The 23,633-nt window shown below is 68.9% G+C and carries 25 protein-coding genes and 1 pseudogene; 7 read left to right on the forward strand and 19 right to left on the reverse strand.

Going from position 1 to position 23,633, the window contains the following annotated elements; translation table 11 throughout:
* Window positions 1-17: 17 nt before the first annotated feature.
* Window positions 18-359, reverse strand: coding sequence for a hypothetical protein (locus ABD120_RS14745; RefSeq protein ID WP_343950422.1), 342 nt, complete (start codon window positions 357-359; stop codon window positions 18-20).
* Window positions 360-646: 287 nt separating this feature from the next.
* Here ABD120_RS14745 and ABD120_RS14750 point away from each other — a divergent pair, with 287 nt between their 5' ends.
* Window positions 647-850 (forward strand): hypothetical protein, encoded by a 204-nt coding sequence (locus tag ABD120_RS14750; protein WP_343950423.1) that lies wholly within the window; start codon window positions 647-649, stop codon window positions 848-850.
* A 48-nt stretch (window positions 851-898) separates the two neighbouring features.
* Here ABD120_RS14750 and ABD120_RS14755 read toward each other — a convergent pair whose 3' ends face one another.
* On the reverse strand, window positions 899-2,212 hold the full coding sequence (locus ABD120_RS14755) for a UDP-glucose dehydrogenase family protein (RefSeq protein ID WP_343950424.1): 1,314 nt from the start codon (window positions 2,210-2,212) through the stop codon (window positions 899-901).
* A 121-nt stretch (window positions 2,213-2,333) separates the two neighbouring features.
* Here ABD120_RS14755 and ABD120_RS14760 point away from each other — a divergent pair, with 121 nt between their 5' ends.
* The gene (locus ABD120_RS14760; protein ID WP_343950425.1) at window positions 2,334-3,497 is read left to right on the forward strand and encodes an acyl-CoA dehydrogenase family protein; all 1,164 of its coding nucleotides are present in this window, start codon (window positions 2,334-2,336) and stop codon (window positions 3,495-3,497) included.
* A 75-nt stretch (window positions 3,498-3,572) separates the two neighbouring features.
* Here ABD120_RS14760 and ABD120_RS14765 read toward each other — a convergent pair whose 3' ends face one another.
* The 3 genes from ABD120_RS14765 to ABD120_RS14775 form a co-directional block, all read right to left on the reverse strand.
* Window positions 3,573-3,821, reverse strand: coding sequence for a hypothetical protein (locus ABD120_RS14765; RefSeq protein ID WP_343950426.1), 249 nt, complete (start codon window positions 3,819-3,821; stop codon window positions 3,573-3,575).
* 668 nt (window positions 3,822-4,489) lie between these two features.
* Window positions 4,490-4,840, reverse strand: coding sequence for a hypothetical protein (locus ABD120_RS14770; protein ID WP_343950427.1), 351 nt, complete (start codon window positions 4,838-4,840; stop codon window positions 4,490-4,492).
* Window positions 4,841-5,446: 606 nt separating this feature from the next.
* Entirely contained in the window at window positions 5,447-6,685 is a 1,239-nt protein-coding gene (locus tag ABD120_RS14775; RefSeq protein WP_343950428.1) for a helix-turn-helix domain-containing protein, read from the reverse strand.
* Window positions 6,686-7,012: 327 nt separating this feature from the next.
* On the opposite strand from ABD120_RS14775, the gene ABD120_RS14780 reads away from it, so the two are divergent.
* Entirely contained in the window at window positions 7,013-7,597 is a 585-nt protein-coding gene (locus tag ABD120_RS14780) for a hypothetical protein (protein WP_343950429.1), read from the forward strand.
* A gap of 108 nt (window positions 7,598-7,705) precedes the next feature.
* Here ABD120_RS14780 and ABD120_RS14785 read toward each other — a convergent pair whose 3' ends face one another.
* Window positions 7,706-8,770 carry a GNAT family N-acetyltransferase gene (locus ABD120_RS14785; protein ID WP_343950430.1) on the reverse strand — a complete coding sequence of 355 codons (1,065 nt, stop codon included), beginning with the start codon at window positions 8,768-8,770 and terminating at the stop codon, window positions 7,706-7,708.
* Window positions 8,771-8,835: 65 nt separating this feature from the next.
* Between ABD120_RS14785 and ABD120_RS14790 the strand changes: the two genes are divergently transcribed.
* Entirely contained in the window at window positions 8,836-9,564 is a 729-nt protein-coding gene (locus tag ABD120_RS14790; protein WP_343950431.1) for a DUF4240 domain-containing protein, read from the forward strand.
* Here ABD120_RS14790 and ABD120_RS14795 read toward each other — a convergent pair.
* Both ABD120_RS14795 and ABD120_RS39785 read right to left on the reverse strand, forming a co-directional pair.
* On the reverse strand, window positions 9,539-10,273 hold the full coding sequence (locus ABD120_RS14795; protein WP_343950432.1) for a substrate-binding domain-containing protein: 735 nt from the start codon (window positions 10,271-10,273) through the stop codon (window positions 9,539-9,541). The genes ABD120_RS14790 and ABD120_RS14795 overlap by 26 nt on opposite strands.
* Before the next feature lie 121 nt (window positions 10,274-10,394).
* Window positions 10,395-10,463: pseudogene (locus tag ABD120_RS39785) on the reverse strand (hypothetical protein); the annotation flags it as partial.
* A gap of 145 nt (window positions 10,464-10,608) precedes the next feature.
* Between ABD120_RS39785 and ABD120_RS14805 the strand changes: the two are divergent.
* The 3 genes from ABD120_RS14805 to ABD120_RS14815 are packed head-to-tail and all read left to right on the forward strand — an operon-like array spanning window position 10,609 to window position 12,943.
* Window positions 10,609-12,045: an MFS transporter gene (locus ABD120_RS14805; RefSeq protein ID WP_343950434.1), complete on the forward strand. Its 1,437-nt coding sequence runs from the start codon at window positions 10,609-10,611 to the stop codon at window positions 12,043-12,045.
* Window positions 12,042-12,470 (forward strand): nuclear transport factor 2 family protein, encoded by a 429-nt coding sequence (locus ABD120_RS14810; protein ID WP_343950435.1) that lies wholly within the window; start codon window positions 12,042-12,044, stop codon window positions 12,468-12,470. The genes ABD120_RS14805 and ABD120_RS14810 overlap by 4 nt, the downstream gene beginning before the upstream one ends.
* Complete coding sequence (locus ABD120_RS14815; RefSeq protein ID WP_343950436.1) at window positions 12,467-12,943, forward strand: nuclear transport factor 2 family protein; 477 nt, start codon at window positions 12,467-12,469, stop codon at window positions 12,941-12,943. The genes ABD120_RS14810 and ABD120_RS14815 overlap by 4 nt, the downstream gene beginning before the upstream one ends.
* Here ABD120_RS14815 and ABD120_RS14820 read toward each other — a convergent pair.
* The 11 genes from ABD120_RS14820 to ABD120_RS14870 form a co-directional block, all read right to left on the reverse strand.
* Window positions 12,920-13,789: a LysR family transcriptional regulator gene (locus tag ABD120_RS14820; RefSeq protein WP_343950437.1), complete on the reverse strand. Its 870-nt coding sequence runs from the start codon at window positions 13,787-13,789 to the stop codon at window positions 12,920-12,922. The genes ABD120_RS14815 and ABD120_RS14820 overlap by 24 nt on opposite strands.
* 83 nt (window positions 13,790-13,872) lie before the next feature.
* Window positions 13,873-14,235 carry a hypothetical protein gene (locus ABD120_RS14825; RefSeq protein ID WP_343950438.1) on the reverse strand — a complete coding sequence of 121 codons (363 nt, stop codon included), beginning with the start codon at window positions 14,233-14,235 and terminating at the stop codon, window positions 13,873-13,875.
* Window positions 14,236-14,304: 69 nt separating this feature from the next.
* On the reverse strand, window positions 14,305-15,288 hold the full coding sequence (locus ABD120_RS14830) for a hypothetical protein (protein WP_343950439.1): 984 nt from the start codon (window positions 15,286-15,288) through the stop codon (window positions 14,305-14,307).
* Between the two features lie 36 nt (window positions 15,289-15,324).
* Complete coding sequence (locus ABD120_RS14835; protein WP_343950440.1) at window positions 15,325-17,265, reverse strand: hypothetical protein; 1,941 nt, start codon at window positions 17,263-17,265, stop codon at window positions 15,325-15,327.
* Window positions 17,262-17,999: a toll/interleukin-1 receptor domain-containing protein gene (locus ABD120_RS14840; protein ID WP_343950441.1), complete on the reverse strand. Its 738-nt coding sequence runs from the start codon at window positions 17,997-17,999 to the stop codon at window positions 17,262-17,264. Before ABD120_RS14840 ends, ABD120_RS14835 begins: the two co-directional genes overlap by 4 nt.
* Window positions 18,000-18,010: 11 nt before the next feature.
* The gene (locus tag ABD120_RS14845) at window positions 18,011-19,297 is read right to left on the reverse strand and encodes a helix-turn-helix domain-containing protein (protein ID WP_343950442.1); all 1,287 of its coding nucleotides are present in this window, start codon (window positions 19,295-19,297) and stop codon (window positions 18,011-18,013) included.
* A gap of 180 nt (window positions 19,298-19,477) precedes the next feature.
* Window positions 19,478-19,975: a 5-(carboxyamino)imidazole ribonucleotide mutase gene (gene purE, locus ABD120_RS14850; protein ID WP_343950443.1), complete on the reverse strand. Its 498-nt coding sequence runs from the start codon at window positions 19,973-19,975 to the stop codon at window positions 19,478-19,480.
* On the reverse strand, window positions 19,972-21,084 hold the full coding sequence (locus tag ABD120_RS14855; protein ID WP_425563973.1) for a 5-(carboxyamino)imidazole ribonucleotide synthase: 1,113 nt from the start codon (window positions 21,082-21,084) through the stop codon (window positions 19,972-19,974). The genes purE and ABD120_RS14855 overlap by 4 nt, the downstream gene beginning before the upstream one ends.
* 206 nt (window positions 21,085-21,290) lie before the next feature.
* Window positions 21,291-22,136 (reverse strand): LLM class flavin-dependent oxidoreductase, encoded by an 846-nt coding sequence (locus tag ABD120_RS14860; RefSeq protein ID WP_343950445.1) that lies wholly within the window; start codon window positions 22,134-22,136, stop codon window positions 21,291-21,293.
* 43 nt (window positions 22,137-22,179) lie between these two features.
* A complete protein-coding gene (locus ABD120_RS14865) occupies window positions 22,180-23,010 on the reverse strand; it encodes a GNAT family N-acetyltransferase (protein WP_343950446.1) in 831 nt (276 codons plus the stop codon).
* Window positions 23,011-23,144: 134 nt separating this feature from the next.
* A complete protein-coding gene (locus ABD120_RS14870) occupies window positions 23,145-23,633 on the reverse strand; it encodes an STAS domain-containing protein (protein WP_343950447.1) in 489 nt (162 codons plus the stop codon).

Raw genomic sequence — 23,633 nt, forward strand, 5'->3', positions numbered from 1 at the left:
CCGCCGACGGCCTTCAACTACTCGGTTTCACAACATGAGAACGCATCGGCCCTGTCAAGGGGGGAGATGGGAAGGTTGGACTTTCCGGCGATCCGGTGGCAGACGATAACCAATGTGTGGATCTTCGGCCAGGCGGGGATGCGCTTGTATTTGCCGCCGACCAGGTCGCAGGCCGTAGCCCTGGGTAGGTGGCGGAAGAAGTCGCGGTCCGTCGCCTCGGCGATGACCGTCTCCGCCGTTTTCTCCAAGGTCAGATAGGTGGGTTCTCCGGCTTCCACGCGGTACAGCTTGCTGATCCTCGCGGCGAGCAACGTCAGATGCCTGCCGCCGCGACTGGTTCCACCCATGATCATATTCATCCAGATCACACGAGATTTACGGAAGTTTCCGGACCCGGGGCTGTGGTGAGTGAATGTGGCGACTCGGCCCCAAGAGGCAACTCATGGTGTCACAGGTTGGGGCGCTGACGGCTGCCGTTTCTGGCGGTCCGAAAGATCATTTACAGGGAAATATCCGAAGATATCCGGATACATCCGGGTAACTTCCGTGACTGTCCGAACCATGATCAACGCCCGAACCCGTGCTCGTGACACTGCTAGATGTTCATGCCGTCGAATCGGTGTCCGACGTGAGGAGCTACGGGTCAATGAACAGGACGAGCATCGTTTGGTGCGTGGTGGCGGGCTTCCTGCTCGCACTGCTGATCGGGGTCGCGGGTACGCTGCTCGCCGTCGGCGACGGCAACACACTGACCGGGGCTGTGATCGTGGGTGCGGGTGCGGCGGGAGGGGCGCTCGCGCTCTGGGTCACGGTCAGCCTTGCCGTACACAGCCTGCTGAGGGGCAAGTGAGCGGGCGTCTCGCCGTACAGGCCCTGCTGAAGGGCACGTGAGCGGGTGCTACGGGCGGCCCAGGGCGCGGTAGTGCCATCCCGCCGTACGCCACGCCGAGGCGTCGAGGGCGTTGCGGCCGTCGACGATCCGGCGCTGCGCCACGGCGGCCCCCGCCACCTCAGGGTCGAGCTCGACGAACTCCTGCCACTCCGTGAGCAGCAGCACCACGTGCGCGCCGCGCAGCGCCTCCAGCGCCGACTCGCCGTACGCGAGCTGCGGGTGGGCCTTGCGGGCGTTGTCGAGCGCGATCGGGTCGTACACCGTCACCCGCCCGCCCTGCTGGCTGATCGTGACGGCCACGTCGAGCGCGGGGGAGTCGCGGATGTCGTCGGAGTCGGGTTTGAAGGCCGCGCCGAGCACCCCGACCGTGCATCCCTGGAACGAGCCGCCCGCCAGTTCGCGCGCCAGGTCCACCATGCGGGCGCGTCGCCGCATGTTGATGGCGTCGACCTCACGCAAGAACGTCAGCGCCTGGTCGGCGCCCAGCTCACCGGCGCGGGCCATGAAGGCGCGGATGTCCTTGGGCAGGCAGCCGCCGCCGAACCCGAGCCCCGCGTTGAGGAACTTCCCGCCGATCCGGTCGTCGTAGGACAGCGCCTCCGCCAGTTGCCGCACGTCGGCGTGGGCGGCCTCGCAGACCTCCGCCATCGCGTTGATGAAGGAGATCTTGGTGGCGAGGAAGGAGTTGGCCGCGGTTTTGACCAGTTCGGACGTGGCGAAGTCCGTGACCACCATCGGCACCTCGCCGAGCGGTTCGTACACCTCGCGCAGCACCTTCTCGGCCCGTTCGGAGCGCACGCCGATGACGATGCGGTCGGGCGCGAAGGTGTCCTGGACGGCCCGGCCCTCCCGCAGGAACTCGGGGTTCCAGGCGAGCTCGGCCTGGGCGCCGATCGGGGCCAGCCGGGCGATCTTGTCGGCGAGTCGTGCGGCGGTGCCCACGGGTACGGTGGACTTGCCCACGATCAGGCACTCCCGCGTCAGATGCGGTGCGAGTGATTCGATCGAGGCGTCGAGGTATGAGGTGTCCGCGGCGTACTCGCCGTGTTTCTGGGGTGTGCCGAGCGCGAGGAAGTGCACGTCGCCGAACTCGGCCACCTCCTCGTACGACGTGGTGAAACGCAGCCGTCCCGAGCCGAGGCCGCGCCGGAGCACGGTTTCGAGGCCCGGTTCGTGGATCGGGAGCTCGCCATTACGCAACCGACGGATCTTCTCGGCGTCGATGTCCAAGGCCAGGACGTCGTATCCGAGGTCTGCCATGCACGCCGCATGGGTGACGCCCAGATATCCGGTCCCGATCACCGTGAGGCGATATGGCACGAGTGAGCTCCTTTCGGTCGCCAGGCATGCTACCGGTCCTTTACTCCTCTGTGCCTCCTGTGTAAACGGGCAAACCGTACCGACTGGTAACAAGATGTTCGGACGTCCTAGTATCTGTGTTATGAGCTTCCCTCTCTACGCGCCGGCCGAGGAGCACGCCATGCTCCGGGAGACCGTACGCGCCCTGGCCGATGAGAAGATCGCCCCGCGCGCAGCGGCGGCCGACGAGACCGAGGAGTTTCCCTGGGACGTCTACAAGGCGCTCGTCGCCTCCGACCTGCACGCCGTCCACGTGCCCGAACAGTACGGCGGCGCGGGGGCCGACGCCCTGGCCACGGTCATCGTGATCGAGGAGGTGGCCAGGGCCTGCGCGTCCTCGTCGCTGATCCCGGCGGTCAACAAGCTGGGGACCGTACCACTGCTGCTGTCGGCGTCGGAGGAGCTGAAGGCCCGCTACCTCGCGCCGGTCGCCGGCGGCGAGGCCATGTTCTCGTACGCGCTGTCCGAGGCCGACGCGGGCTCCGACGCGGCGGGCATGAAGACCCGCGCCGTCCTCGACGGCGACCACTACGTGCTCAACGGCACCAAGATGTGGATCACGAACGCGGGTGTCTCCGAGTACTACACGGTGATGGCCGTGACCGCGCCGGGAGAAGGGGCCCGCGGCATCTCCGCCTTCGTCGTGGAAAAGTCTGACGAAGGGGTCTCCTTCGGTCCCAAGGAGAAGAAGCTCGGCATCAAGGCATCGCCGACGCGGCAGGTCATCCTGGAGAACGTCCGCATCCCGGCCTCCCGCCTGATCGGCGAGCCCGGCTCCGGCTTCAAGACCGCCCTGGCCACCCTCGACCACACCCGCATCACCATCGCCGCCCAGGCGCTCGGCATCGCGCAGGGCGCGCTGGACTTCTCCATCGGGTACGTCAAGGAGCGCCGCCAGTTCGGCAAGCCGATCTCCGACTTCCAGGGCGTGCAGTTCATGCTCGCCGACATGGCCATGAAGCTGGAGGCGGCCAGGCAACTGACCTACCATGCGGCGGCCAAGTCCGAGCTCGCCATGCACGGCAGCCCGCAGAAGGATCTGACCTTCCTGTCGAGCGCCGCCAAGTGCGCCGCCTCCGACGCCGCCATGGACATCACCACGGACGCGGTCCAGCTCCTGGGCGGGTACGGCTACACCCGCGAGTTCCCCGTCGAACGCATGATGCGCGACGCCAAGATCACCCAGATCTACGAGGGCACCAACCAGATCCAGCGCATGGTGATGGCCCGCCAGCTCCTCAAGTAGTCCCTGACCTGCGAAAGCCCCGCCTTCCTGTCGTAGGAGGCGGGGCGCGCCGTGCGGTCGTCGAAGCTCAAACGATCACTGTTCCGTCCCTGTTCCGTGAGAGACGCCGCGCGGACGGAACAGGCGGTCGTCGATCGCTCTGCGGGCACGGTCATGTGAGCCCGGCATCAGGTGGGCATACACACGGAGGGTGAAGCCCGGGTCGGCGTGGCCGAGGTACTCGGCGAGTTCCTTGTCCGGTGCCGGGATCACGCCCGCTGTCACCAGAGCGGGCTTCCAGACGGGTCCGCTGTAGCTCCTGGCCTTGATGAAGCGGTCATCCATTCACATAGGCCAGGCCGCCGACGTCCGCGCGCTTCTCAACCGCAGATGGCTCCAGCTAGGCCGCGCTCATTGCCGGGTCCTGCGGGTGGTTTGTGCAGCGGGCGGGGCTTCCGCCGGCCCGTACCCCAGATGACGGGCGGCGGAAGCCCCGGGCCGCTCCCCTGGGGACCTGTGCCAAGGGGAAGGCGCCGGGCCGTGCTGGGGATGGATGTGCACGGCCGGGCGCGAGGCTCTCAGAGTTGGAGTGTGGGTCTCTGCCAGGGTTGGAGCTGACGGCCTGGCAGAGACCCTCCCCTCGGGGGTCCCGGCCCCGAGGGGATGCCCGGCCTCTCCTCCATCTGCGGAGGCCGGGAGTCTTGCCCCGCTCCGGGTGAGGTCGAAGCGGGGATGGCGTGGGTCAGGGCGAAACGGAGGGTTCGCCCGGAGTCCGCGCGGTCGAGCCCGGCCGGAAGCCTGGGTCCTCGTCCGAGGCGGCAGCCGGGAGCTTGGGGGTCAGCGCATCCGGCGGGGAGCAGGTCTCGCAGCAGAAGTCGCCGCAGTGGTTGAGGCAGCCCGGGTATGCGCACCGGTGGGTGTGCTGGCACAGATGTCGGCCACGGCGCACCCGCCCTTCCTCCCTGGGGTCGAGGGCCAGGGGCCGGTTGCGGTCGCGCTCGATGTCCACCGGGTCACCGGGTCGATTCCGCGGGGGCTGTCGCCTGGGTCCATGCCTTGGCGGGGATGCGGGGGATGCAGAGCCGTTCGAGGGCGGTGTTGGCCTCCTCGCGGGTGAGGCCGCGCAGGGCGATGAGCTTCAGGTGGCGCTGCCAGCGGGCGTCCGTCCAGGGGTCGTTGACGCCGACCGGCGGGATGTCCGCGTGCTGGGCGAGGGGCATGGAGGTCAGGTAGAACGCGGCCAGGAACGGCAGCCACGCGGCCGGGACGTACAGGGGGCCGATCACCGCCGCGACGAGCGTGCCGACGGTGACCAGGAGGAGCGCGGTGGTGCGGATCGTCCGGAGGTGGCGGCTGCGGTTCATACGGGCCTCCTGAATCTGTGGTGGCGAGAAGTGACGGGGGTGCGTCCCCGGGAGTGTCGCGGTCCCGGGGACGCGCACCCTGAGCCCGCTCCGGCGTTCGGCTCTTCTCGCCCCCACGGGTGGGAGCCGGGCCGGAGCGGACGTGTGCGGGGGCTACTGCGGCATCGCCGCTTCGAGCCCCTGAAGGCGGCACGTCGGCGCCGGGTACCGGGCGACGAGCAGCCGATAGTGAGCGGCGACCATCTCGGCTGCGGCTCGCGGCGAGTCGGCAGGTGCGTAATGCACTGCTGCGGATCTGCGGTCTTTGGGCGTCCAGGAGAAGGTGAGTCCGTCGCAGCGGACCAGAAGACCGGTCCACACCGACACCCAGGTGTCGCCACCATTCCGAGATGGTTGAGGGTCCGCGTTAATGCCCCAGGCTGAAAGCTCAGTCGCGAGCAGTTCGGCGGCTTCGCTGGGTCGCACCCTGCTTCCCGAGGAGGACCGGATTACTGCTGCTGTCAAGGTCATGCATTGAAGGTAAGCCCCTGAGAAATGACTAAGGGGGACTCGTTGTCCCCCCTAGTTTTGAGGCTATATGTCGTTTTCGGGAATAAAGAGTTCTCTCTATGCGGCGACTCCGAGGGCCTCGGCGAGTTCTACGGCGTCGGCCTTCAGCGGGCCGGGCGCAGCCTTGGCGACGTCGGCCGCCAAACGACGCGCCAGCGGGATGTACCGAACTCCTTCAGGGGACACACGGTGCGCCTGGTTGAGGTAGTGGAAGGCTGCCGTCGTTTCGCTCCGCTGGTGGTGTCCTGCGGCGATGTCGAACAGCAGCCGGGAGCGTCGCTCAAGCGACTTGACGCTGGTGGGCGAGATGGCCTCCGCCCTCCTGAGCGCTTCCCCCGGCGTGAGGAGCCCGACGCCCACCGTCACACCGTGAAGGGCGACGTTGGAGGCGTCGAACGCCGACTGCGAGTGCGTGTACCCGGCCGGAAGGCGCTCCGCTGTGTGCTGAGCCGCCTCCAGGTACCGTTCGGCGTCGCCGGACAGGCCGTCCAGGCCACAGGAGACCGCCGCCTGGAGGTTCAGCGCCCCGTAGATGCCGAGCACCTCGGGGTCGCCACCTTCGAGCGTCTCCCGGAGAAGATCCATCCCCGCCTCATCGGTGCGGACCGCCTCCTCGGAGTACCCGGCTGCGCGCTGGCCGATCGCGGTTGACCACGCGGCCAGTGCGAGCGATCGGGGGTCGTCCGCTTCTTCGCTGTGGGCTCGTCCACGGTCCAGGGCTATCCAGTACAGTTCTGGCTCGCAGATGTGGGCCAGCAGGCGTTGCACCAGCCGGTAGAGGTCGCCGGTCGCGGCGTGTGCGACTCGTCTGTCTCCCTCTTGGTGGGCGCGGATGCAGACGTGGGCGTCGTGGATGAGACCGGGCAGCAGCGAACCGACTTCCGTCCTCTGGTGTGTGCTGCTGTGCCACAGGCGCCACGCGGAATCCACCCGGGCCTTGAGAGCCTCCGGGGTGATCGGGGCCAGAGACGGCGTCGAAGGGAGGGAAGCGCCGTGAAGGGCCGCCCGGATTTCGGCCACGGCCGGGTGTGACAGCTTCCCAATGGCGTTGACGGGGATGCTGACCGGATCTCCGGTGAGGCTGGACAGATCGGAGAGGCGTAGCGCTTGGGCGAGACGTACCAAATGGGTGAGCGAATGAATGGGACGCTGACCGGACTCGATCTTCTTGAGCCAGGCAGGAGACATCCCGACAAGGCCAGCGAGTACGGGGCGGCTCATTCCTTTGCGCTCGCGAAGAATGCGGATGCGATCACCTGTCGGAAGACCTGAAGGGAATTCGGGTGTAAGGCTCATCTGACACCGCCGCAGGAATAGGGAATGTCTATCAGCAGGGTACGCTCGCCGTCCTCGTGACGGCAGAGACGAGCGCGATGGAAGCCACGCGCCGGGTCGGGCGGATCGAGACCGTAGCCGATCGCCACTTCGGTACCCCTCACGCGGGTCGGGGCGATCGCTGCCGCGCCGCTTCCGGTGCTCGGGCCTGGCGGCCCTGGGCTCCGGGTCGGCTTGCCACCGGACACGCGGGTTGCCGTGGTCGCCTGTACGGCAGGAGGCGCGGCGATCTTCGATGAAGCTCGGTTCTGTCACCACGGGCCGAGGGCGATCGACATGATGAGCGTTATGATCATCAGACTCCGCATCGTCGCCTATGCGTTCCTGCTCGTGATCTGCGTGACCGCATCGGCTGTCCTGTCCCCATTCAACGTGGGCGTGGGGCGCAGTCTGTGGTCAGACCCCCAAATGCTCGACCAGGTCCTCGGACAATGGCGCACCGTCGCCGCCCTCGCCTACACCTCGGGCAGTACCGTCGGCTACTTCTGCGCGATCATCGCAGGCCGTCTGGCCGCCCGCTGGCGCACGCCGCACCCCCGCCTGGCCTATCTGGCCGCCGCGATCTTGGGCCTGGGCCAGTTGGGCGCTTCGTGGGCGGCCGCCTCGCCCACCCTGGTGAAGGACTTGGAGGCGGACGAACGATGGATGCAGATCCCCCTCGACCCGGGCTTATGGCATCACCCCACCGTCCTCGTCGCGATGGTTCTTGTCTTCGCCACTCTCCTGCTCGCCGCCCGTCTGGCCTTCGACACGGCCGTGGACCCGCCGAAGCGCGGTGACATGCTGGTCGCCGCCTCGTTCGCGCTGATCCCGACCGCTCATCTCGCCGTCCCGCTGCTGCCCGTGCTCATTGGAGTGGGCCCATACCATTAGGGTCAAACCTCGATGCCTGCTGCCACGTGAGCTCCCGGCCCCGCAAGACGCTCGGCTGGGACACCGACATCGCGATTCTCCCGAACCTCGCCGGACCCGAGACCGGAGTCAGGAGACGGAGTGGTGGAAGCCGGCGGCCTCAGCCTCCTTCTCCGTGCAGAAGAACGGACCGTCGAACGGCGTCACCGCGTAGTACTCGTCCCCAGGGACGTCGTAGCTCATGGCTGCCGCGAAGCCGCTGGCCACGACGGGCAGGCCGCCGCACCTGACCACGTGGTACGGATAACGGGCCATCGTGTCGACCAACGGTGTGACCGACACGATCGCGTACACGGCCACGGCCGCCACGAGCGCGCGCAGCCAGTCCGGCCGGAAGCGCAGCAGGGCGAGCAGGATCAGGCCTGCGAGGTAGGCCAGCATGAACAGCACCAGGTACAGCATCGAGAACGGCACCCACGACCGCCCCCGCAACGCGACGATCACCGCGACCAAACCCAGGACGGGCAGCCCGACGACGAACACGGCCAGCCACGCGCTCGCTCGTTGAAACGACCTCATGCGTGATGTGATGATCAGGTTCACGGGTTGGTTCACCTGCGTTGCGACGATTCCTCGAATGCGCCTGATCAGAGCGGGGCGAGGATCATGAGGACCTCGTCGCGGGTGTCGTCGGGAGCGAGCCGGAGTGCGCCCGGGCCAGCGGCCGATCTCACGCCAGCCGAGCCGTCCGTAGAACTCCTCCAGCCCTTGGCCTCCTCGGGCGGCGAGATGCAGTTGTTCCAGCCCCAGTTCGTCTCGGGCGATCCTTCGGAGTTCGTGGACGAGGGCGGCGCCGATGCCTTGTCCGCGCCGGTCCGGGTGGGTCTGAAGATGGTGAACGGTGCCCCAGTGCCGGACGAGCCGGTAGGGGTCGCGGTTGAGGACGGCCCATCCGGTGAGGACGCCATCGGTCCTCGCGACGAGAAGCCGACTCCGCTGCGGGTCGAGTCCGTCGAGAACCTTGTCCGCGACGGGGGCGACGTCTTGGCAGCCGACCGGCGGAAAGGGGAACCCGGCGGCGCCGCCCGCGTTGGTGACGGCGATCCAGCAGTCGATCAGCTCCTGCCGGAGCCCGGCCGTGACGTCGTGCAGGCTGGTGATCTGGACGAGGTCGGGGGTGCTGTCGCGCGGCATGGGAGGGATCGTGTCAGACCCCTCTGACACGATCCCTCGTAAACGGCGAGGACGGCGGTGGGTTCATGGACTTGGACGGCTTCTGGGAACTGGTGGAGCGCTCCGCCGAGGAGACGGGCAGCCGGTCGGCGCGGCTGGAGTGGCTTGCGCGCCGCCTGTCCGCCCTGCCCGCCGAAGAGATCGTGGACTACGAGTGCTGGTTCACCCGCTGCGCCGACCGGGCCTGCACCTGGGACGTGTACGCGGCGTGCTGGGCGGTCAACTCCTCCTGGTCCTCCGACGGCTACGAGTACTTCGTGCGCTGGCTGATCAGCCTCGGCCGAGCCGACTTCGAGAAGATCGTCACCTGCCCCGACCTCGTCTTCGAGCTGCCGCAGATCCGGCACGTGGTCGAGCTGAAGCGTACCTACGCACACAAGCGGACCACCTGGTCGGCCGATGGCGGCTTCCGGCTCGACCGGGTGACGCACACCCGGCGGCAGCGCGTGCCTGACGAGGTGTACCCGGAGTTCGAGGCGTTCGCCTACGTGCCGTACGAGGTGTACGAGGCGCGCGGCCTCGATCCGGCGGACCTGTACGAAGCGGTGGCCGCGCGGGGGGTGTACAGCAAGTTCCCCTTCTTGAGTAACTACGCGCATCCCGACGGCGAGAGATGGGACTACGGAGACGAGACGGAGTTCCGCCGCAGACTCCCTCGGATCGCCCGTCAACTCGGAATGTTCGATATATCGCCCGACCCATCGGAAAAAGAAAGGGGGGCATTGGAAATCACAATGTGTCCACCACTCGGGTAGGCCCGCCGTGGGCGTCCACGAACGCTTTTGCCGACCGTGCGAAAGTCCGTACCAACTCCGTCTCCCTGTTGGTCGGCCAAAGGACCAGATACTCGATGGGCGGCGCGTCGCTGAATGGCACGAAGGTGAGGCCGGACCGGTTGAAATAGCGCTCGCCCACGGCCGACACCGGACTCACGCCCCGGTCGGCCGTGATGAGTGACAGCGCGTCCTCCCAGGTGGCGATGACGTGCCCGCAGCAGGGGATCGGCCTGCCGCTCGGGGTGTGGTGCGGATAGTGGTAGTCCAGCCAGTACGCGGGTGAGCGGTCGTTGGGGGCGACCAGCCGGGTGTCGGCCAGGTCTTCGAGGCTGACGGACTCCCGCGACGCGAAGGGGTGCGAGGAGGCCACCAACAGCGAGCGCGGCTGGCTGACCAGCATGGGCCCGACGGTGAGGTCCTCCTCCTCGACGGGGAACTCGGTGATCTGCAGGTCGATCTCGCCGGCGCGTAGCGGCCCGAAGATCGCGTAGAACGGCACTTCCTGGATCTCGATCTGTACGTTCGGGCACACCTCGGCGAAGGCGTCGGCGATCTTGACGAGCAGGTGCCCGGTGAACGCCGCGGAGTATCCGACCCTGAGTAGCCCACTGGTGCCCCGGCCTGCGGCGGCGGCCCGGTCGGCCTCGTCGAGGATGCGGCGGTAGGCGGGTCCGATGCCGTCGCGCAACTGCCTGCCGACCGCGGTGATGGTGACGCTGCGGCTGGTGCGCTCGAAGAGCCGGACGCCGAACCGCCTCTCCAGTTTTGGCGATGGTCTGGCTGACCCGGCTCTGGGACACGCCGGTTCGCTCTGCGGTACGGCCGAAATGCAGTTCTTCGGCGAGAGTCAGAAAAATTTCGATCTCATGCCGTTCCATGCCCCCTCCCTCGGAACGATGAGTTAAGCGAATGGATCCTTACACAACTCGTCGTTGTTCGGTAGCCGGAATCTCCCCGATGGTGAATGTCACACATCTTCGGCCGCCCGATGCGGGGCGGCCGGCATACCTCGAAAGGCATATTGTGACAGTCACGCTCGGGGCTCCGCCCCAGCTGGGCACCAGAGGCCTGCTCACGTTGGTCACGTTGTGCGGGGCGACGTTCATGACGGGCCTCGACTACTCCATTATCGTGGTGGCGCTGCCGGAGATCGGCAGGGACCTCGGTTTCGCCTCGGCGGGCGATCTGCAATGGGTGGCGACGGCGTGCGTGCTGCCCACGGCCGCGTTGCTGCCGCTCTGCGGGCGGTTGTCCGACCTGGTCGGCCGCCGCAACCTGTTCGTCGGCGGTGTGGCGGCCTTCACCGTGATCTCCCTGGTCGCGGGGCTGGCGGTCTCGCCCGCCATGCTGATCGTGGCGCGCGTCGGCCAGGGTGTGGCCGCCGCGGCGATCGGCGCGACCGCGATCGCGCTGATGACCACGACCTTCCCCGAGGGCCCCCAGCGGACCAGGGCGCTGGGGATCAACGGCGCGCTGCTGTCGCTGGGCTTCGTCGCCGGGACGATCGGCGGCGGCATCATCACCAACGGACTGAACTGGCGCTGGACCATGCTGATCCTGGTCTTCATGGGGGCGCTGATCCTACTCGGCGCGCTGGCCCTGCTGCCGCGCGACGGCGAGCGCGGTACGGCGCGGCTGGACGTCCCGGGCGCCGTCCTGGTCAGCACCGGCCTGTTCGCGCTCGTGTACGCCTTCACCGTCGGGGCCGAGAGCGGCTGGACCGACCTGTCGACGCTGGCCGCGCTGGTGGCGGCGGTGGCGCTGCTGGGCAGCTTCCTCAGGGTGGAGGCCCGCCACAGCGACCCGCTGGTGCCGCTGCGCCTGCTGAACCGGCCGACGGTCAAGTGGAGCAGCCTGATCGGATTGATCACCTTCGGCATGTGCGGCGGCACGACCCTGCTGCTCAGCCTGTACATGCAGGACGTCCTGGGCTACTCCCCGCTGGCCAGCGGATTCGGGTTCCTCGGGGAGGGGATCGCCGCGCTGCTGGCCGGGGCGGTCGCCTCGCGGCTCATCGGCGTGCGCGGCGCCACCCAGGCGATGATCATCGGACTGGTCGTGCAGGGCGTCGGAACCGCCGCCATGGTGTTCCTGCCCGCCGAGGGCAACTTGCCGCTGTTGCTGTCCACGTCCTCGGCGATGGGGTTCGGGCATGTCCTCACCGTGGTGGCGGTCATCACCACCATGACCTCGGGCCTGCCGGACACCGACCAGGGGGTGGCGGGCAGCCTCGCGCAGATGCCGCAGTTCGTCAGTGCCATCGGCGTCGCGGGCCTGGCCGCCATCACGGCGGCCACGACCCGCTCCCTCGCCCCGACCACCACGCCGGAACTGGCCGCCCTCGGCGGTCTGCAGACCGCCATGCTCACCGCCGGTGTCATCACCCTCGCCGGAGTGGCGCTCACCGCGCTGCTGCCCCGCCAGGCGAAGAACCGCACCCTTTCGGAGAGATCACTGTGACGAGCAAAGACGCCAAGCTCGCGGCCATCAACGCGTTCTTCGCGGCATACGCCGCCAACGACCTGGACGGCATGCGGGCCGTACTGACCGAGGACGTCGAGTGGACCATCCCCGGCCACCACCCGCTGTCCGGCACCAAGTACGGAGTGGAGGAGGTCGCCGCGTTCTTCACCCAACTCGGCAAGAGCGGCTTCCAGGCCGAGCCCCTGTTCCTGGAGGCGGACGACGACCACGTGGTGGACATCCACCGGGGCTGGACCACCGAGGGCGTCGGCAGCGTCGACACCGTGTGGGCGCTGGTCTGGCACTTCGACGGCGAGGGCAAGGTGGACCGGGTGTCCAACCTGTCCGGAGACCAGCACCAGATGGACGCCTTCATGTGGGCCAACTACAGCCTGGCCCCGATCCCGGACCGCCTCTCATGAGGGCGCTGCTGATTCTGGGCGCCTGCCTGGCCGTCGGTGCGTGCAGTGGGGGGACCGCACCGGAGAGGGCACTCACCGAGATCAGGCTCACGGCACCGACCGCCTCCGCCGGCGCGGAGGACGTGGAGGCCGCTGCGGCCGTCGTCGACCGGTTCATCGCGGCGGCCAACAGCGGCGACGTACCGGCTCTGCGTGAGGTGTTCGCGACCGACGCCCGCTTCGACCGCGCGGGCGCGGTCTTCACCGGCCGCGACGAGATCATCGATCGCTTCCTCAAACCCGACGTAACCGACGCGGGCGGTCGCTACAACGAGACGGGACGGCTGGTCGAGGGGGACCGGCTGACCGTCGCCTTCACCTTCGACACCGGCGGCGGCACCGAGCGGTTCACCTACAGCGTGCTGGTGCGCGGTGAGCAGATCGTCGACGTCATCGGCCGCTACCTCCCGTCAGTGTCGGAAGGCGGTTCGTAGGGCCCGGATGGGTTCGGTGTCGGCGTCCTCGGTGCGGTAGGCCAGCCCGACGATGATCTCCCAGCGCGGCAGGTCCGCGAGCGGCACTTCGACCAGGATGCCCGTCGCCAGGTCGGCCGCGACGGTCGAGCGGGTCAGCAGGCCGACGTGAGTGCCCCTGCGGGCGAGGTTCGCGACGGTCTCGGCGGGAGAGACCAGATGCAGACGGGACGACGGGATAGCCGCGGCACGCAGCAGCGACAGGAACCGCGCGGCGCCGTCACCCCAGGTGTTGCACGCGACCGCGAAGGCCGCGAGATCGCGGATGCCCGGCCGCTGCGCTCTGGCGAGTTCGTGGCCGGGGCTGACGACGCACACCACAGGGGTGGCAAGGAACGGTTCCACGGTGACCGTACTCGGGTGGGGGCAGGGCACCACGAACCCGGCGTCGGCACTGCCGTCGTGCAGGAAGCGCACCACGTCCTCGCTGTGGGCGTCGGTGCAGGTGACCTCGACGTCGAGGGGCGCCAGCGCGTCGAGAACCCGTGGGATGGTGCTGGGGGCGAACGTGGCGTGCATGGCCACCCGGAGGCGGGGCCGCTCGTCCTCGGCGCGCGCGGCCGTGACGGCCTCGTCGGCGAGCGTCAGCAGTCTGTCGGCGTACGGCAGCAGGCGCTCGCCGGCGGTGGTCAGCCGGACGCCTCGGCCGCTGCGCAGGAACAGGCGTTGGCCGAGGTCGCGCTCCAGCCGGGACATACGCTCGCTGACGGTCGGCTGACTCAGGTGCAACAGGGCCCCGCCTCGCCCGAAACTGCCGGCTGCCGCGACGGTTTGGAACACTTTGAGGTCATCCAGCGACAGGTTCATAGGGAAACCCTATTACCGGCAATCGGAAAGCGGTGTCTTCCCTTTCAGTCGGCCGTATACGACGCTGGATCTCGCGGCCCTACTCACATCCTGTCGGGTGGGGCGCGAAACGTCAGCCTGGAGATGTGGCCGGCCTGAACCACCGGCCCGAGGTGTACCCCGCCGATGATCGAGTTGTGCACATCCGCCGCCCGCGTGGTGGGCGGTGAATCCAGGGACGTGAGCAGATGCACGAACCCGGCCGCCGTCTCCGGATCCGACGTTGACAGGCGGCGCAGGCGGAGCCGCCATTCGGCCTCGATGTCCGCCGCCACGGCGCTGTCGCCCTGCTCGTGTGCGGCGACCAGTTCGCCCCGGGAGGCGTCCAACTCCGTCAGCAGGCTCCCATTGCCCGAGAACAATCGGGCGAACACCTTCTTCGCCTCGGTCCAGGATTCTGTGAGCATCAGGCCGACCAGAGCGGCTGCGGCCGAAGTCACGAGTCGCGCCTCCACGATCCACCTCCGGAACATCGGTTACGCGGGCTCGTCCGGGGGGTCGGCGGGCTTGGACGGTGCGTCGAACCGGGACGCCAGGTCGGCGGCCAGATCGTGCTTTCCATGCGCGGTGAGCAGGTCGGCGAAGCTGCTGCTGAACAGGGCGCGCCGGTTGTCGTCGGGGAAGCCGGTCGCCAGGAACGCCGAGAAAACCTCAACCCACTCGTCCCCGTTCGCCGACGCCGCCGTGGGCTGGGGACGGTCCGGCAGTTCCCGGTTGTTCGCCGCAGAGGTCACCTGGGCGAGGATGCCCAGGTCCTCCACCACCTTATCGACCTGTTCGTCGTGTTTGGCGAGCCACCAGACCACTGCGCTGCCGGGATCCTTCAGCACGTCGCCGCCGAGATACTCCCGCCTGCTCTGCTCGTACTTGCGCTCGTGTTCCCACACGGCCTTCTTCTTGCGGATCTCGGCGAGCTTGGTCAGCCGCCGCTGGTCACTCTCCGAGATGACGACCGTCACCGCCTCGGCCATCGCCCGGACCGTTCCCGCGTCATTCGCCTGCATCGTGCCGAGGGCGCCGTTCAGTTCGTACTGGACGAGCGCGGCCCGCTCAGGGGGACTCTTCTCCGCGACGCGGATGGCACGCTCCAGAATCGCGTCCATCGCGAGGTTGCCGAGATTCGCCGAAGAACCACCCGGTGACCCGGACGTCGGCGACCAGCGCACCGTCGCGGAGAAGAGGAAGTCGTAGTCCTTCTCCGCACTCGGTATCGGAACGAGTCCGATCGTCAGCTCCTGCGGGAACGCGGGCGGCGGCGGAGAGAACACCACTTCTCTCGGTGGTACGGCGGGCGCTCTGCGTTCGGTGAGTTTCACCGCCAGGAACACGATGACGCCCGCCGGTGCGGCGATCACCAGCCACGTCCAGGGTGGCAGTGGGGCGAACACCATGAGGCCGGCGAGCACCAGCCCCGCGAAGACGGACAGGTAGACCACCACCGTTCTACGGCCGGAGTCCATGCCGATGTCCTCTCGTTCGTCGAAGTGAAATGAAGCTCACGCGGCCTGGAGCCCGAGAGCGAGGTTGATCTTCTTGCGGAGAAGGGCGACATGACGCCCGGTGTCGCCCGGGGTGCGGAAGGCCAGGTTGCGGGCGAGCGCGTATACGGGCGCCAGCAGGTCCACCCGCCCGCGCCCGCCGCCGACGAGTACGTCGAAGAGGGCATCGCGATGCGCCGCCACCTCGAACGCGGTCTCGATCCAGTGCTCTGCCCGCTCACGCCAGACCTCGTGAGGGCAGCGCAGGAAGACGCCATGCCAGCCGTCGGCCAGGCCGGCGCGCACACTGCGGTAAACCAGAGGGGACCTGCGCCCCGGTTCTGCGATGGTGAACGCCGTCGGATCGGCGAACTCCTGGAAGAGGTCGGCGTCGAAACGATGCCAGGGGCTGGTCTCGGTGATCAACCCCTGGGCTGCCCTCTTCAATATCAGGAGCCGGAACTGGGTGTCGAGATTCACGAGTCGTGTCAGGGTGTCCCTGGCGTGAGTGGTTTCGCCTTCCCTGCGGGCCAGGTGGTGCAGCCGGACTATGGCCTGGTCCGGGTGACGGACGGCCATCACCTGCCAGCACGCCACGACCATCACCTGGCTGAGCCCTTTTGGCGGAGCGGCCTCCTTCGCCCAGTCCAGAAGCCTGGTACGGAAGAAGCGGCCGTGCTCCTCGTGTTCGAGCCCCTGCCGCAACGCCTGGTAGGCCGCGCTCATCCTGACGTTGTTGCTGGCGTCCTCTGTGCACTGGCGCACGAAATCAGGTAGTGCATCCCGGTATCGAGGCTGAAGACAGAGGTCGGTGAATCGGCTGACGAGTTCTTTGCGATCGCCCTCCTCCAGGCCGGGCATCGCCACGGTGTCGGCGACCCAGGTCCGGAGTGACTTCCGGAGGGGAGACCAGTGGGTCCAGAAGTGGGATCGAATCGCGAGGTCGTAACCGAACGTGTCGAAGTGCACCTTGCCCGCACGATCGGTCTTCGCTCCGATCTGGTTGAGGCGAATGCCGAGATCCTGTTGCTCCAGCAGGGGGCGCGTGTCCTGCGGATGCCTGAGTGTCTTCAGAATCGCGTCGGCGGCCTGGTGGATGGCGTCGATGTGGGATCCGTGCAGCATGGACGTGGCGAGCAACAATGCACGCTGTGGCCCCTCGCTGAGTGCTGCGAGATTGTTCGTGGTCGATGCGTGCTGACTGTCAGTCAGCACATCCAGCGCTCGCTCGCACCAAAGGGCGAAACCGCCCTCCGTCTCCGACTGATCCCGTGCCTCGACGATGAGCGTCGCGAGGTACGCGACCTTCTCCATAGATGGTGTCCTGGCCAGGAACGTGGAGAGTCCCTCGGGCGTGGAGGCGGTTTCGGAGACCGGGATGCCGCCTACACGCAGATGGTGTCGCAGCACTCTGAGGCTCGAAGGACGGCTGATTCGCACGCAGGCGCCGACCTCCGCAGAAGGACGTTCGGACATGCGAGTGGGAAGGACCACCACCAGGTAGGCGCTCTGCTCGTGGATGACTCTGATGAGATCGGGCAGTTCTCCGAGGAGTACGGGCCACTCGTCGGTGATCCCAGCCAGGTCCACGAGGACCAGAGAGCCCTGGCTGACATTTCCGGGGTCGAGGCGGCGCCCGCTCTTTTCCGGGACGATTTCAAGGAAGGCCCCGGAGCCTGAAGACAGCTCATCCAGGAGCATCCAGGCGGTGGTCCTTCTGCCGGAACCCTGCGCCCCCTCCAGAAGCACGGCTCTCTGGGCTTGAATGGTGTGCAGTGCTCGGGAGAACTCGTCCGGCGGGACGAAAAGGTCGCGAAGGCATGCCATCTGCTCGGCCGCGATGTGCCGAGGGTCCTGTCCGGTGGCCTGTGCGTGTTGGACGAAGATGTACTGGTCCCCGACGCCGGTGTGAAGATTGCCGTAGTTAGCATCGACGAACGATCTAGACTGATCGCTCACCGTTTGTCCTTCTTGCTCTTACGAGATCCGCGGAATCGGTCGCCGACGCCGCCCCGGTTGTCGCCGGCGATGTAGGTCCCCCTGTCTCCCAGGAACTGGGGAGAGCCGTAGTTGTAGGAGTCTCCTTCGCCCGTGTTCGCTGTGCCGTTGTTGGTGTGGATGACGGTGCTGATGCCACCGGTGGAGACGCTGTGGCCCTGTACGGCCGGTCCGTAGACGGAGTCGGCGCTGTTGGACACAGCACCGGGATCAGGTTGCGCTTGGACAGCGGTGAACGCCCTGAACTCAGGCATACATTCGGCGAGCTTGGCGACAATCCGGGTGAGGTCGGTCTTGAGAGTTTCGACGTTCACCCGTTCCGAGTTGGCTTTGGCGAGCCAGTCGAGTGCCGGAGGCAGATCCGCGACGTACAGTCGTCTGGCCCCCACTCCCTCCAGAAGGGGGACGATCCGGATGTCGAGCCGGTGCGCCTCGACGAGTTCCTTGACGACCCAGTCGTCCGGATCGTTTAGTTTCGGCGAACCGAGCCAGGACGGGCCGATGACGGCGAAGACGACACTGGCTCGCCGTACGTTACGGAGCAGGACCTTCTCGTAGTCCTCACCGGGCGGAATCGACCTGGTGGCCCGGAAGATCCGGCCCTTCTCACCGAGGATCTCCGAGAGTTTCTCGTCGATGAGGAGAGCGGTCTTCTCGCCGTCTCCGGTTCGGTAGTTGATGAAGACAGTGGGCATGCGATTTCCTCCTAAGGGGTGATGAGCTGGACAGCGGTGCCGAGCTCGGGCGTGAGCTCACGCACCGACGGGTTGCGCGGATACCGGGCCAGCACCCGGGCGAGCCGGCGCAGGTCCGTGGCGACCGTGGCCGAGCCGACGGTCATGACGCCGTCGAGCAGCCCGTTGGTCAGCGCGCACGCGTGCTCGACCTCCCCTGCCGCGGCGTGGGCGAGCGCGCAGCGCACCCCGTAGCGAACCCGGGTACGCAGCGCCTGGAGCGGCACCTCGGCCAGCTGCGCCTCAAGGACGCGGGCGGCCTCGGCCGGTCGCCCCAGGTCGTAAAGGCACCAGCCGGTGACCATCCCGACCGAGTCCTTCAGATGGGTGGTTCCGATGACGGGGCCGTCCCCGTCGGCGGTGTGGCTCGCGAGCAGCGCACGCGCCCGATCCAGCGCGCCCATGGCGGCGGAGTGGTCGCCCGCGAGCGCGTGGCCCTGCGCCTCCCGCTGCGCGGCCAGACCGCGGATCCGGGGCGGCAGGCCGCCGGTCTGTGCGCATTGGGCCAGTTCGATCGTCTGTCGCGCGTCCTCGCGATAGAGCGTGACCAGCGCGCGGCGCACCAGGCCGTACGCGGCCAGGTCGTGGTCGCCGCCGGCGGCCGCGAGATCGACGGCCCGTTCCGTCCACCACAGGGTCGCCTGCTCGTCGCCTCCCTCCTGTACCAGCCAGCCGACGAACTCGGCGTACCGCGCCCCGAGCCTGAGCAGCCCCCGGCTGGTCCTCGGCCCGGCGCGGGACGACAGCTCCCGGAGTGTGTGGGTCTGCGCGATGAGCGCCGGAAGCAGCAGCCCGGGATCCACGGCCTGGCCGAGCCTGCGGTAGTGGTCGAACAGCGACCGGGACGTTCCCAGCAGCGAGGTGTCCTCGGAGCCCGGCGGGAGCGCCGTGCCACCGATGCTCATCCCCGCGACCGAGGCCGCTCCGGCGGCCACTGCCTGCCTCCTGCTCACCGGTTGGAAGCGGCTCTCCCCGTCTGCGGACAGGCGCATCAACCACACCTCCTCGTCGTCGTTCTCCCGCGTGAGCTCCCCGCCGGAGGGACGCCTGTGGGCAAGGGCGGCGAGCCGGCCTCCGGCACCGAGCGTGGTGTCGCATTGGGCGGCCAGCTCGCGGCTTGGTGCTTTGATGCCTCGCTCGACCTTGCTCAGCTGGCCCTTGCTGTAATGAACCAGCCTGGACAGGTCGGTAAGGGTGAGATCGGCGGCGAGACGTCGTCTGCGGAGCTCAGTCCCGAAGGACATGGGCTGCTGGGCCACGCGTACCTCCGTACCGTCTGTCCGCGCAGCCTCGAAGCAGTGCTCACAAGCGTGCTTCAGCGGGCGCCGGGCAGACAAGGCTCGTCCGGGTGTTTCCCGTTTCCACCTTGGAGGTAATAGGGCATGGCAAAGCCTGTCCAGAGCGCTCAGGGCAGCGCCGTGGACAGGCTTGGAAGGCGGTCAGGCCAGGTCGGCGGCCTCGGCGCGGAGTGCGGCGCCCTTGGCGTACGCCTGCTCCTTCAGGGCTTCCTGGAAGCCCGTCATCCGCTCCCGCAGCTCGGGGTCGGAGACGGCGAGGATGCGGACGGCGAGCAGCCCGGCGTTGCGGGCCCCGCCGATGGCGACGGTGGCGACGGGCACCCCGGCGGGCATCTGCACGATGGACAGCAGGGAGTCCATGCCGTCCAGGTACTTCAGCGGCACCGGCACCCCGATCACCGGCAGCGGGGTGACGGAGGCGAGCATGCCGGGCAGGTGGGCGGCGCCGTCGGCGCCGGCGATGATGACCCGGATGCCGCGCCCGGCCGCCTGGCGGCCGTAGTCGATCATCTCGGCGGGCATGCGGTGCGCGGAGACCACGTCGGCCTCGAAGGGGAGGCCGAACTCGGCCACGGCCTCGGCGGCCAGCCGCATCACCGGCCAGTCGGAGTCGCTGCCCATGACGATGCCGACGGTCATGTGTACTCTCCCGTGGTGAGGTAGACGGCCGCGTGGCGGGCCCGCGCGCGTACGTCGTCGAGGTCGGCCCCGTAGGCGGTGACGTGCCCGATCTTGCGTCCGGGCCGCACCTCCTTGCCGTAGAAGTGGACCTTGACGCCGGGGTCGTGCGCCATCACGTGCTCGTACCGCTTGAACAGGTCGGGGTCGTCGCCGCCGAGCAGATTGACCATGACCACGTGGGGGGCGGTCAGGGACGGCGAGCCGAGCGGCAGGTCGAGCACGGCGCGAAGGTGCTGCTCGAACTGGGAGGTGCGGGCGCCCTCGATGGTCCAGTGGCCGCTGTTGTGGGGCCGCATGGCCAGTTCGTTGACGACGAGCCCGTCCTCGGTCTCGAACATCTCGACGGCCAGCAGTCCGGTGACGCCCAGCTCGTGGGCGATCTTCAGCGCGATGCGCTGGGCCTGGGCGGCGTCCTCGCCGTCGAGGCCGGGGGCGGGGGCGAGGACCTCGACGCAGATGCCGTCCTCCTGGACGGTCTCGACGACGGGGTAGCTGACGCCCTGGCCGTGGGGGGAGCGGGCGACGAGGACGGCCAGCTCACGCTTGAAGGGGACGAATCCCTCCGCCAGCAGCGGGATCCCGGCGGAGAAGGCGTCGGCGACGTCGGCGGGGGTGCGGCACACCCAGACGCCGCGTCCGTCGTAGCCGCCCCTGACGGCCTTCAGCACGATGGGCAGGCCGTGTTCGGCGGCGAAGCGCTCGGCGTCGGCGGGGGTGTCCACGCGCGCCCACGGGGGGCACGGCACGCCGATGGCGGTGAGCCGTTCGCGCATCACGGCCTTGTCCTGGGCGTGGACGAGCGCGTCCGCGCCGGGGTGGACGGAGTGGCCGGCGTCGGCGAGCTCCCGGACGAGTTCGGTGGGCACGTGCTCGTGGTCGAAGGTGATCGCGTCGCAGCCCTGGGCGAAGTCCAGCAGGTCGGCCGACGAGCGGTGGTCGCCGACGCGGGTGTCGACGACGACCCGGGCGGCGCTGTCGTCGAGCGAACCGGCCAGCACGCGCAACTCGATGCCCAGCGCGATGGCGGGCTGCTGCGTCATCCTGGCCAGTTGCCCGGCGCCGATCATGCCGACGACGGGCCCGATGGGGCGGTACGAGGGGCTGCTCACGCGTCCAGAGCATACCGGCGTCGGGATCCGAGGTTTCGGACATCCCCGGCGTGGGGCCAACTGTCCGAAAATCCAGCCTGTACGGCAAGCCTCCCTGACACGCCCCGCCGTACCGGGTGGCCCTTGAGGGAGCGGCGCCACGCGGTCGGACGGGGCGCCCGCCGTCACGGGCGCAGGACCTCCAGCACCCGCTCGACCTGAGCCAGCGGCTCGGCCCCCACCGGCCGCAGGACCACGGTGTCCGCCCCGGCCTCCCACAGCCCGCGCACGTGCGCCGCGGCCTCCGGAACGTCGCCGACTGCCATCCCGACCTGGTCGGGCGCGACCTTCAGGAACGGGGAGTACTCGGCGGCGACCGCCGCGCGTACCTCGGCGGGGGAGTCGCCGACGTACAGGTGGGTGATGGCGACCAGTTCGTGCGGACGGGTGGCGCCGATGGCGGCCCGCACCCCGGGCACCCGTGCGGGCAGGAATCCCTCGGGGATGACGGTCCCGTCGGCGAGCCGCCCGGAAAGCGCCAGCGAACGCGGGTTGAACACCCCGGCGAGCAGCGGCGGCGGCTCGGCGGGCGGATGGACCAGCGACACACCGTCGAGCCGTACGGCCCGGCCGTCGAGCGTGACCGTCTGCCCGCGCAGCAGCCCGGCCACCGAGGTCAGGGTCTCCTCCAGCAGCGCGAGCGGCGACGGCACGGCGGCACCGGCCTGCCGCATCCACTCGGGGACGCCGTGGCCGATCCCCGCCGCCAGCCGTCCGGGGTGCAGCCGGGCGAGGTTGCCGACCTCCATGGCCAGCAGCACCGGGTTGCGCAGGGGCGCGGGCGCGATGCCGAGCCCGACGCGCAGCCGCGAGGTGACGGCGAGCGCGGTGGCGGCGGAGGAGATCCCGCCGGTCCACCCGAGGTCCTCGACCACCCACAGATCGTCGACGGCGGCGCCGTCGAGTGCCCGCGCGAACGGCACCAGTTCCTCCGGCGGCCGGTCGCGCTCGAACATGACGCCGAGCCTCACGACACCCTCCTCGGCCCGGGTACGGGACCGTCCGGCCAGTGGGTCACGGTGCCCGCCAGTAGTAGCGGAAGCGCCTGCCGACCTCTGAGTAGCCGGCGGCGAGGAAGGCGGCGGCCGTCGGCTTGTTGGCGACGTCCGTGCTGGCCGAGATGACGGCGACGCCCGCCTCCGCCAGCGTGCGGGTACCCCGGGCCAGCAGGTCGGCGACGTAGCCGCGCCCGCGCATCTCGGGCACCACGCCGATGTAGGCGATCGAATGGTCGTCCGGCACGACGAGCCCCGCGGCCTGCTCGCCCGCGTAGCCGACGACGAACCAGTCCGGCTTGCCACGCCGGTTGATCAGGTCGGCGTACATGGCCCTGGCCTCCTGCTCGGCCCCGACGGTGGCGAGCTCGACCTGGGTGTCGTAGTCGAGCGAATCATGCGAGATGCGCACAAGCAGGTCGAGCAGCGCAGGCTGGGGCAGTTGCCTGGCGGGCCGGTAGTCGAGCCGCCCGGACTCGGACGGCAGGTCGGTTCCGGCCCGCCATTCGAGGTCGAGGCGTTCGACCTCCAGCGTGAATCCGGCGCCCATCAGCGCGTCGTGCTCGACGGGCCGGTCGATCGTGGGGGTCATGCCGGGCGGCAGGGCGATGTCATGGATGATCTTGGTGAGGCCGAGGGTGGCCAGGCTGTGTCTGAGGAGGTCGGCTCCTTCGGCCGGGTTGGGCCCCGGATCGAAGTGCCGGGTGACGACCGGATCGGCGCCCCGATGTGGTGCCCAGAAGGCAACCCGTGCCCCGCCCTCGGAGAAAGCCCAGTCGGGCTTGGTCTTGCCTTCGTCGTAGGCGGTGATCAGCTGGGATCTGGCGGGCTCGGGGAACTGGTCGAACAAAGTGCGGCCTCCAGGGAACGACTGGCGTCACCGTGAGCTTAGGCGGCTGCGATCACTTCTGCCCATCCATTTTCCCCCGGACCGCCGCTTCGGATCCGTGTTCTCGGGACCTCCGTGTTCCCCGGACCGCCGCTTCAGGCGGCCGCGACCAAGGCGGCCCGTGCGGCGCCGAGGGAGGCGTGCGTCTCGAAGTGCCGGTCGAGGTTGGTGATCGCCAGCAGGTGCGTGATCATCCCGGGGGCGACGACGAGGACGAGCCGCCCGCGCGCCCGCCGGGCGCGGTTGTGCGCCTCGACGAGTACGCCGAGCCCGACCGAGTCGCAGAACGGCACCCCGGTCAGGTCCACGATCGCGTTCGGCGCCCTGGAGGCCGGCAGGACGGCGGGCGCGGCGGTGGGCAGGGCAGCGCCGGGCAAGGAGCCGGGCAGGGCGGCAGGCAAGGCAGCGCCGGACAAGGCAGCGCCGGGCAACGTGCCGGGCAGGGCGTGAGGGAGGGCATTGGAGCGGGCGCCGGAGAGGGCTGCGGACAGCGCGGTCCGCAGCAGGGGAGCGCTCGACACGTCGAGGTCGCCCACGGCCTGGATCACTGTCGCTCCGTCTTCGTGCGCGCTCCTGACCTCCAT

The sequence above is a fragment of the Nonomuraea longicatena genome (genome assembly GCF_039525605.1).
Taxonomy (GTDB): domain Bacteria; phylum Actinomycetota; class Actinomycetes; order Streptosporangiales; family Streptosporangiaceae; genus Nonomuraea; species Nonomuraea longicatena.

Excerpts from the sequence above, each read along its gene's own strand:
- ABD120_RS14775 (WP_343950428.1), bottom strand. The coding sequence starts at position 6,685 with ATGAGCCTTACACCCGAATTCCCTTCAGGTCTTCCGACAGGTGATCGC.
- ABD120_RS14760 (WP_343950425.1), top strand. The coding sequence starts at position 2,334 with ATGAGCTTCCCTCTCTACGCGCCGGCCGAGGAGCACGCCATGCTCCGG.
- ABD120_RS14815 (WP_343950436.1), top strand. The coding sequence starts at position 12,467 with ATGAGGGCGCTGCTGATTCTGGGCGCCTGCCTGGCCGTCGGTGCGTGC.
- ABD120_RS14785 (WP_343950430.1), bottom strand. The coding sequence starts at position 8,770 with ATGCCGCGCGACAGCACCCCCGACCTCGTCCAGATCACCAGCCTGCAC.
- ABD120_RS14825 (WP_343950438.1), bottom strand. The coding sequence starts at position 14,235 with ATGCTCACAGAATCCTGGACCGAGGCGAAGAAGGTGTTCGCCCGATTG.
- ABD120_RS14820 (WP_343950437.1), bottom strand. The coding sequence starts at position 13,789 with ATGAACCTGTCGCTGGATGACCTCAAAGTGTTCCAAACCGTCGCGGCA.
- purE (WP_343950443.1), bottom strand. The coding sequence starts at position 19,975 with ATGACCGTCGGCATCGTCATGGGCAGCGACTCCGACTGGCCGGTGATG.
- ABD120_RS14780 (WP_343950429.1), top strand. The coding sequence starts at position 7,013 with ATGATCATCAGACTCCGCATCGTCGCCTATGCGTTCCTGCTCGTGATC.
- ABD120_RS14855 (WP_425563973.1), bottom strand. The coding sequence starts at position 21,084 with ATGATCGGCGCCGGGCAACTGGCCAGGATGACGCAGCAGCCCGCCATC.
- ABD120_RS14765 (WP_343950426.1), bottom strand. The coding sequence starts at position 3,821 with ATGGATGACCGCTTCATCAAGGCCAGGAGCTACAGCGGACCCGTCTGG.
- ABD120_RS14770 (WP_343950427.1), bottom strand. The coding sequence starts at position 4,840 with ATGAACCGCAGCCGCCACCTCCGGACGATCCGCACCACCGCGCTCCTC.
- ABD120_RS14870 (WP_343950447.1), bottom strand. The coding sequence starts at position 23,633 with ATGGAGGTCAGGAGCGCGCACGAAGACGGAGCGACAGTGATCCAGGCC.
- ABD120_RS14830 (WP_343950439.1), bottom strand. The coding sequence starts at position 15,288 with ATGGACTCCGGCCGTAGAACGGTGGTGGTCTACCTGTCCGTCTTCGCG.
- ABD120_RS14750 (WP_343950423.1), top strand. The coding sequence starts at position 647 with ATGAACAGGACGAGCATCGTTTGGTGCGTGGTGGCGGGCTTCCTGCTC.
- ABD120_RS14790 (WP_343950431.1), top strand. The coding sequence starts at position 8,836 with ATGGACTTGGACGGCTTCTGGGAACTGGTGGAGCGCTCCGCCGAGGAG.
- ABD120_RS14840 (WP_343950441.1), bottom strand. The coding sequence starts at position 17,999 with ATGCCCACTGTCTTCATCAACTACCGAACCGGAGACGGCGAGAAGACC.
- ABD120_RS14745 (WP_343950422.1), bottom strand. The coding sequence starts at position 359 with ATGAATATGATCATGGGTGGAACCAGTCGCGGCGGCAGGCATCTGACG.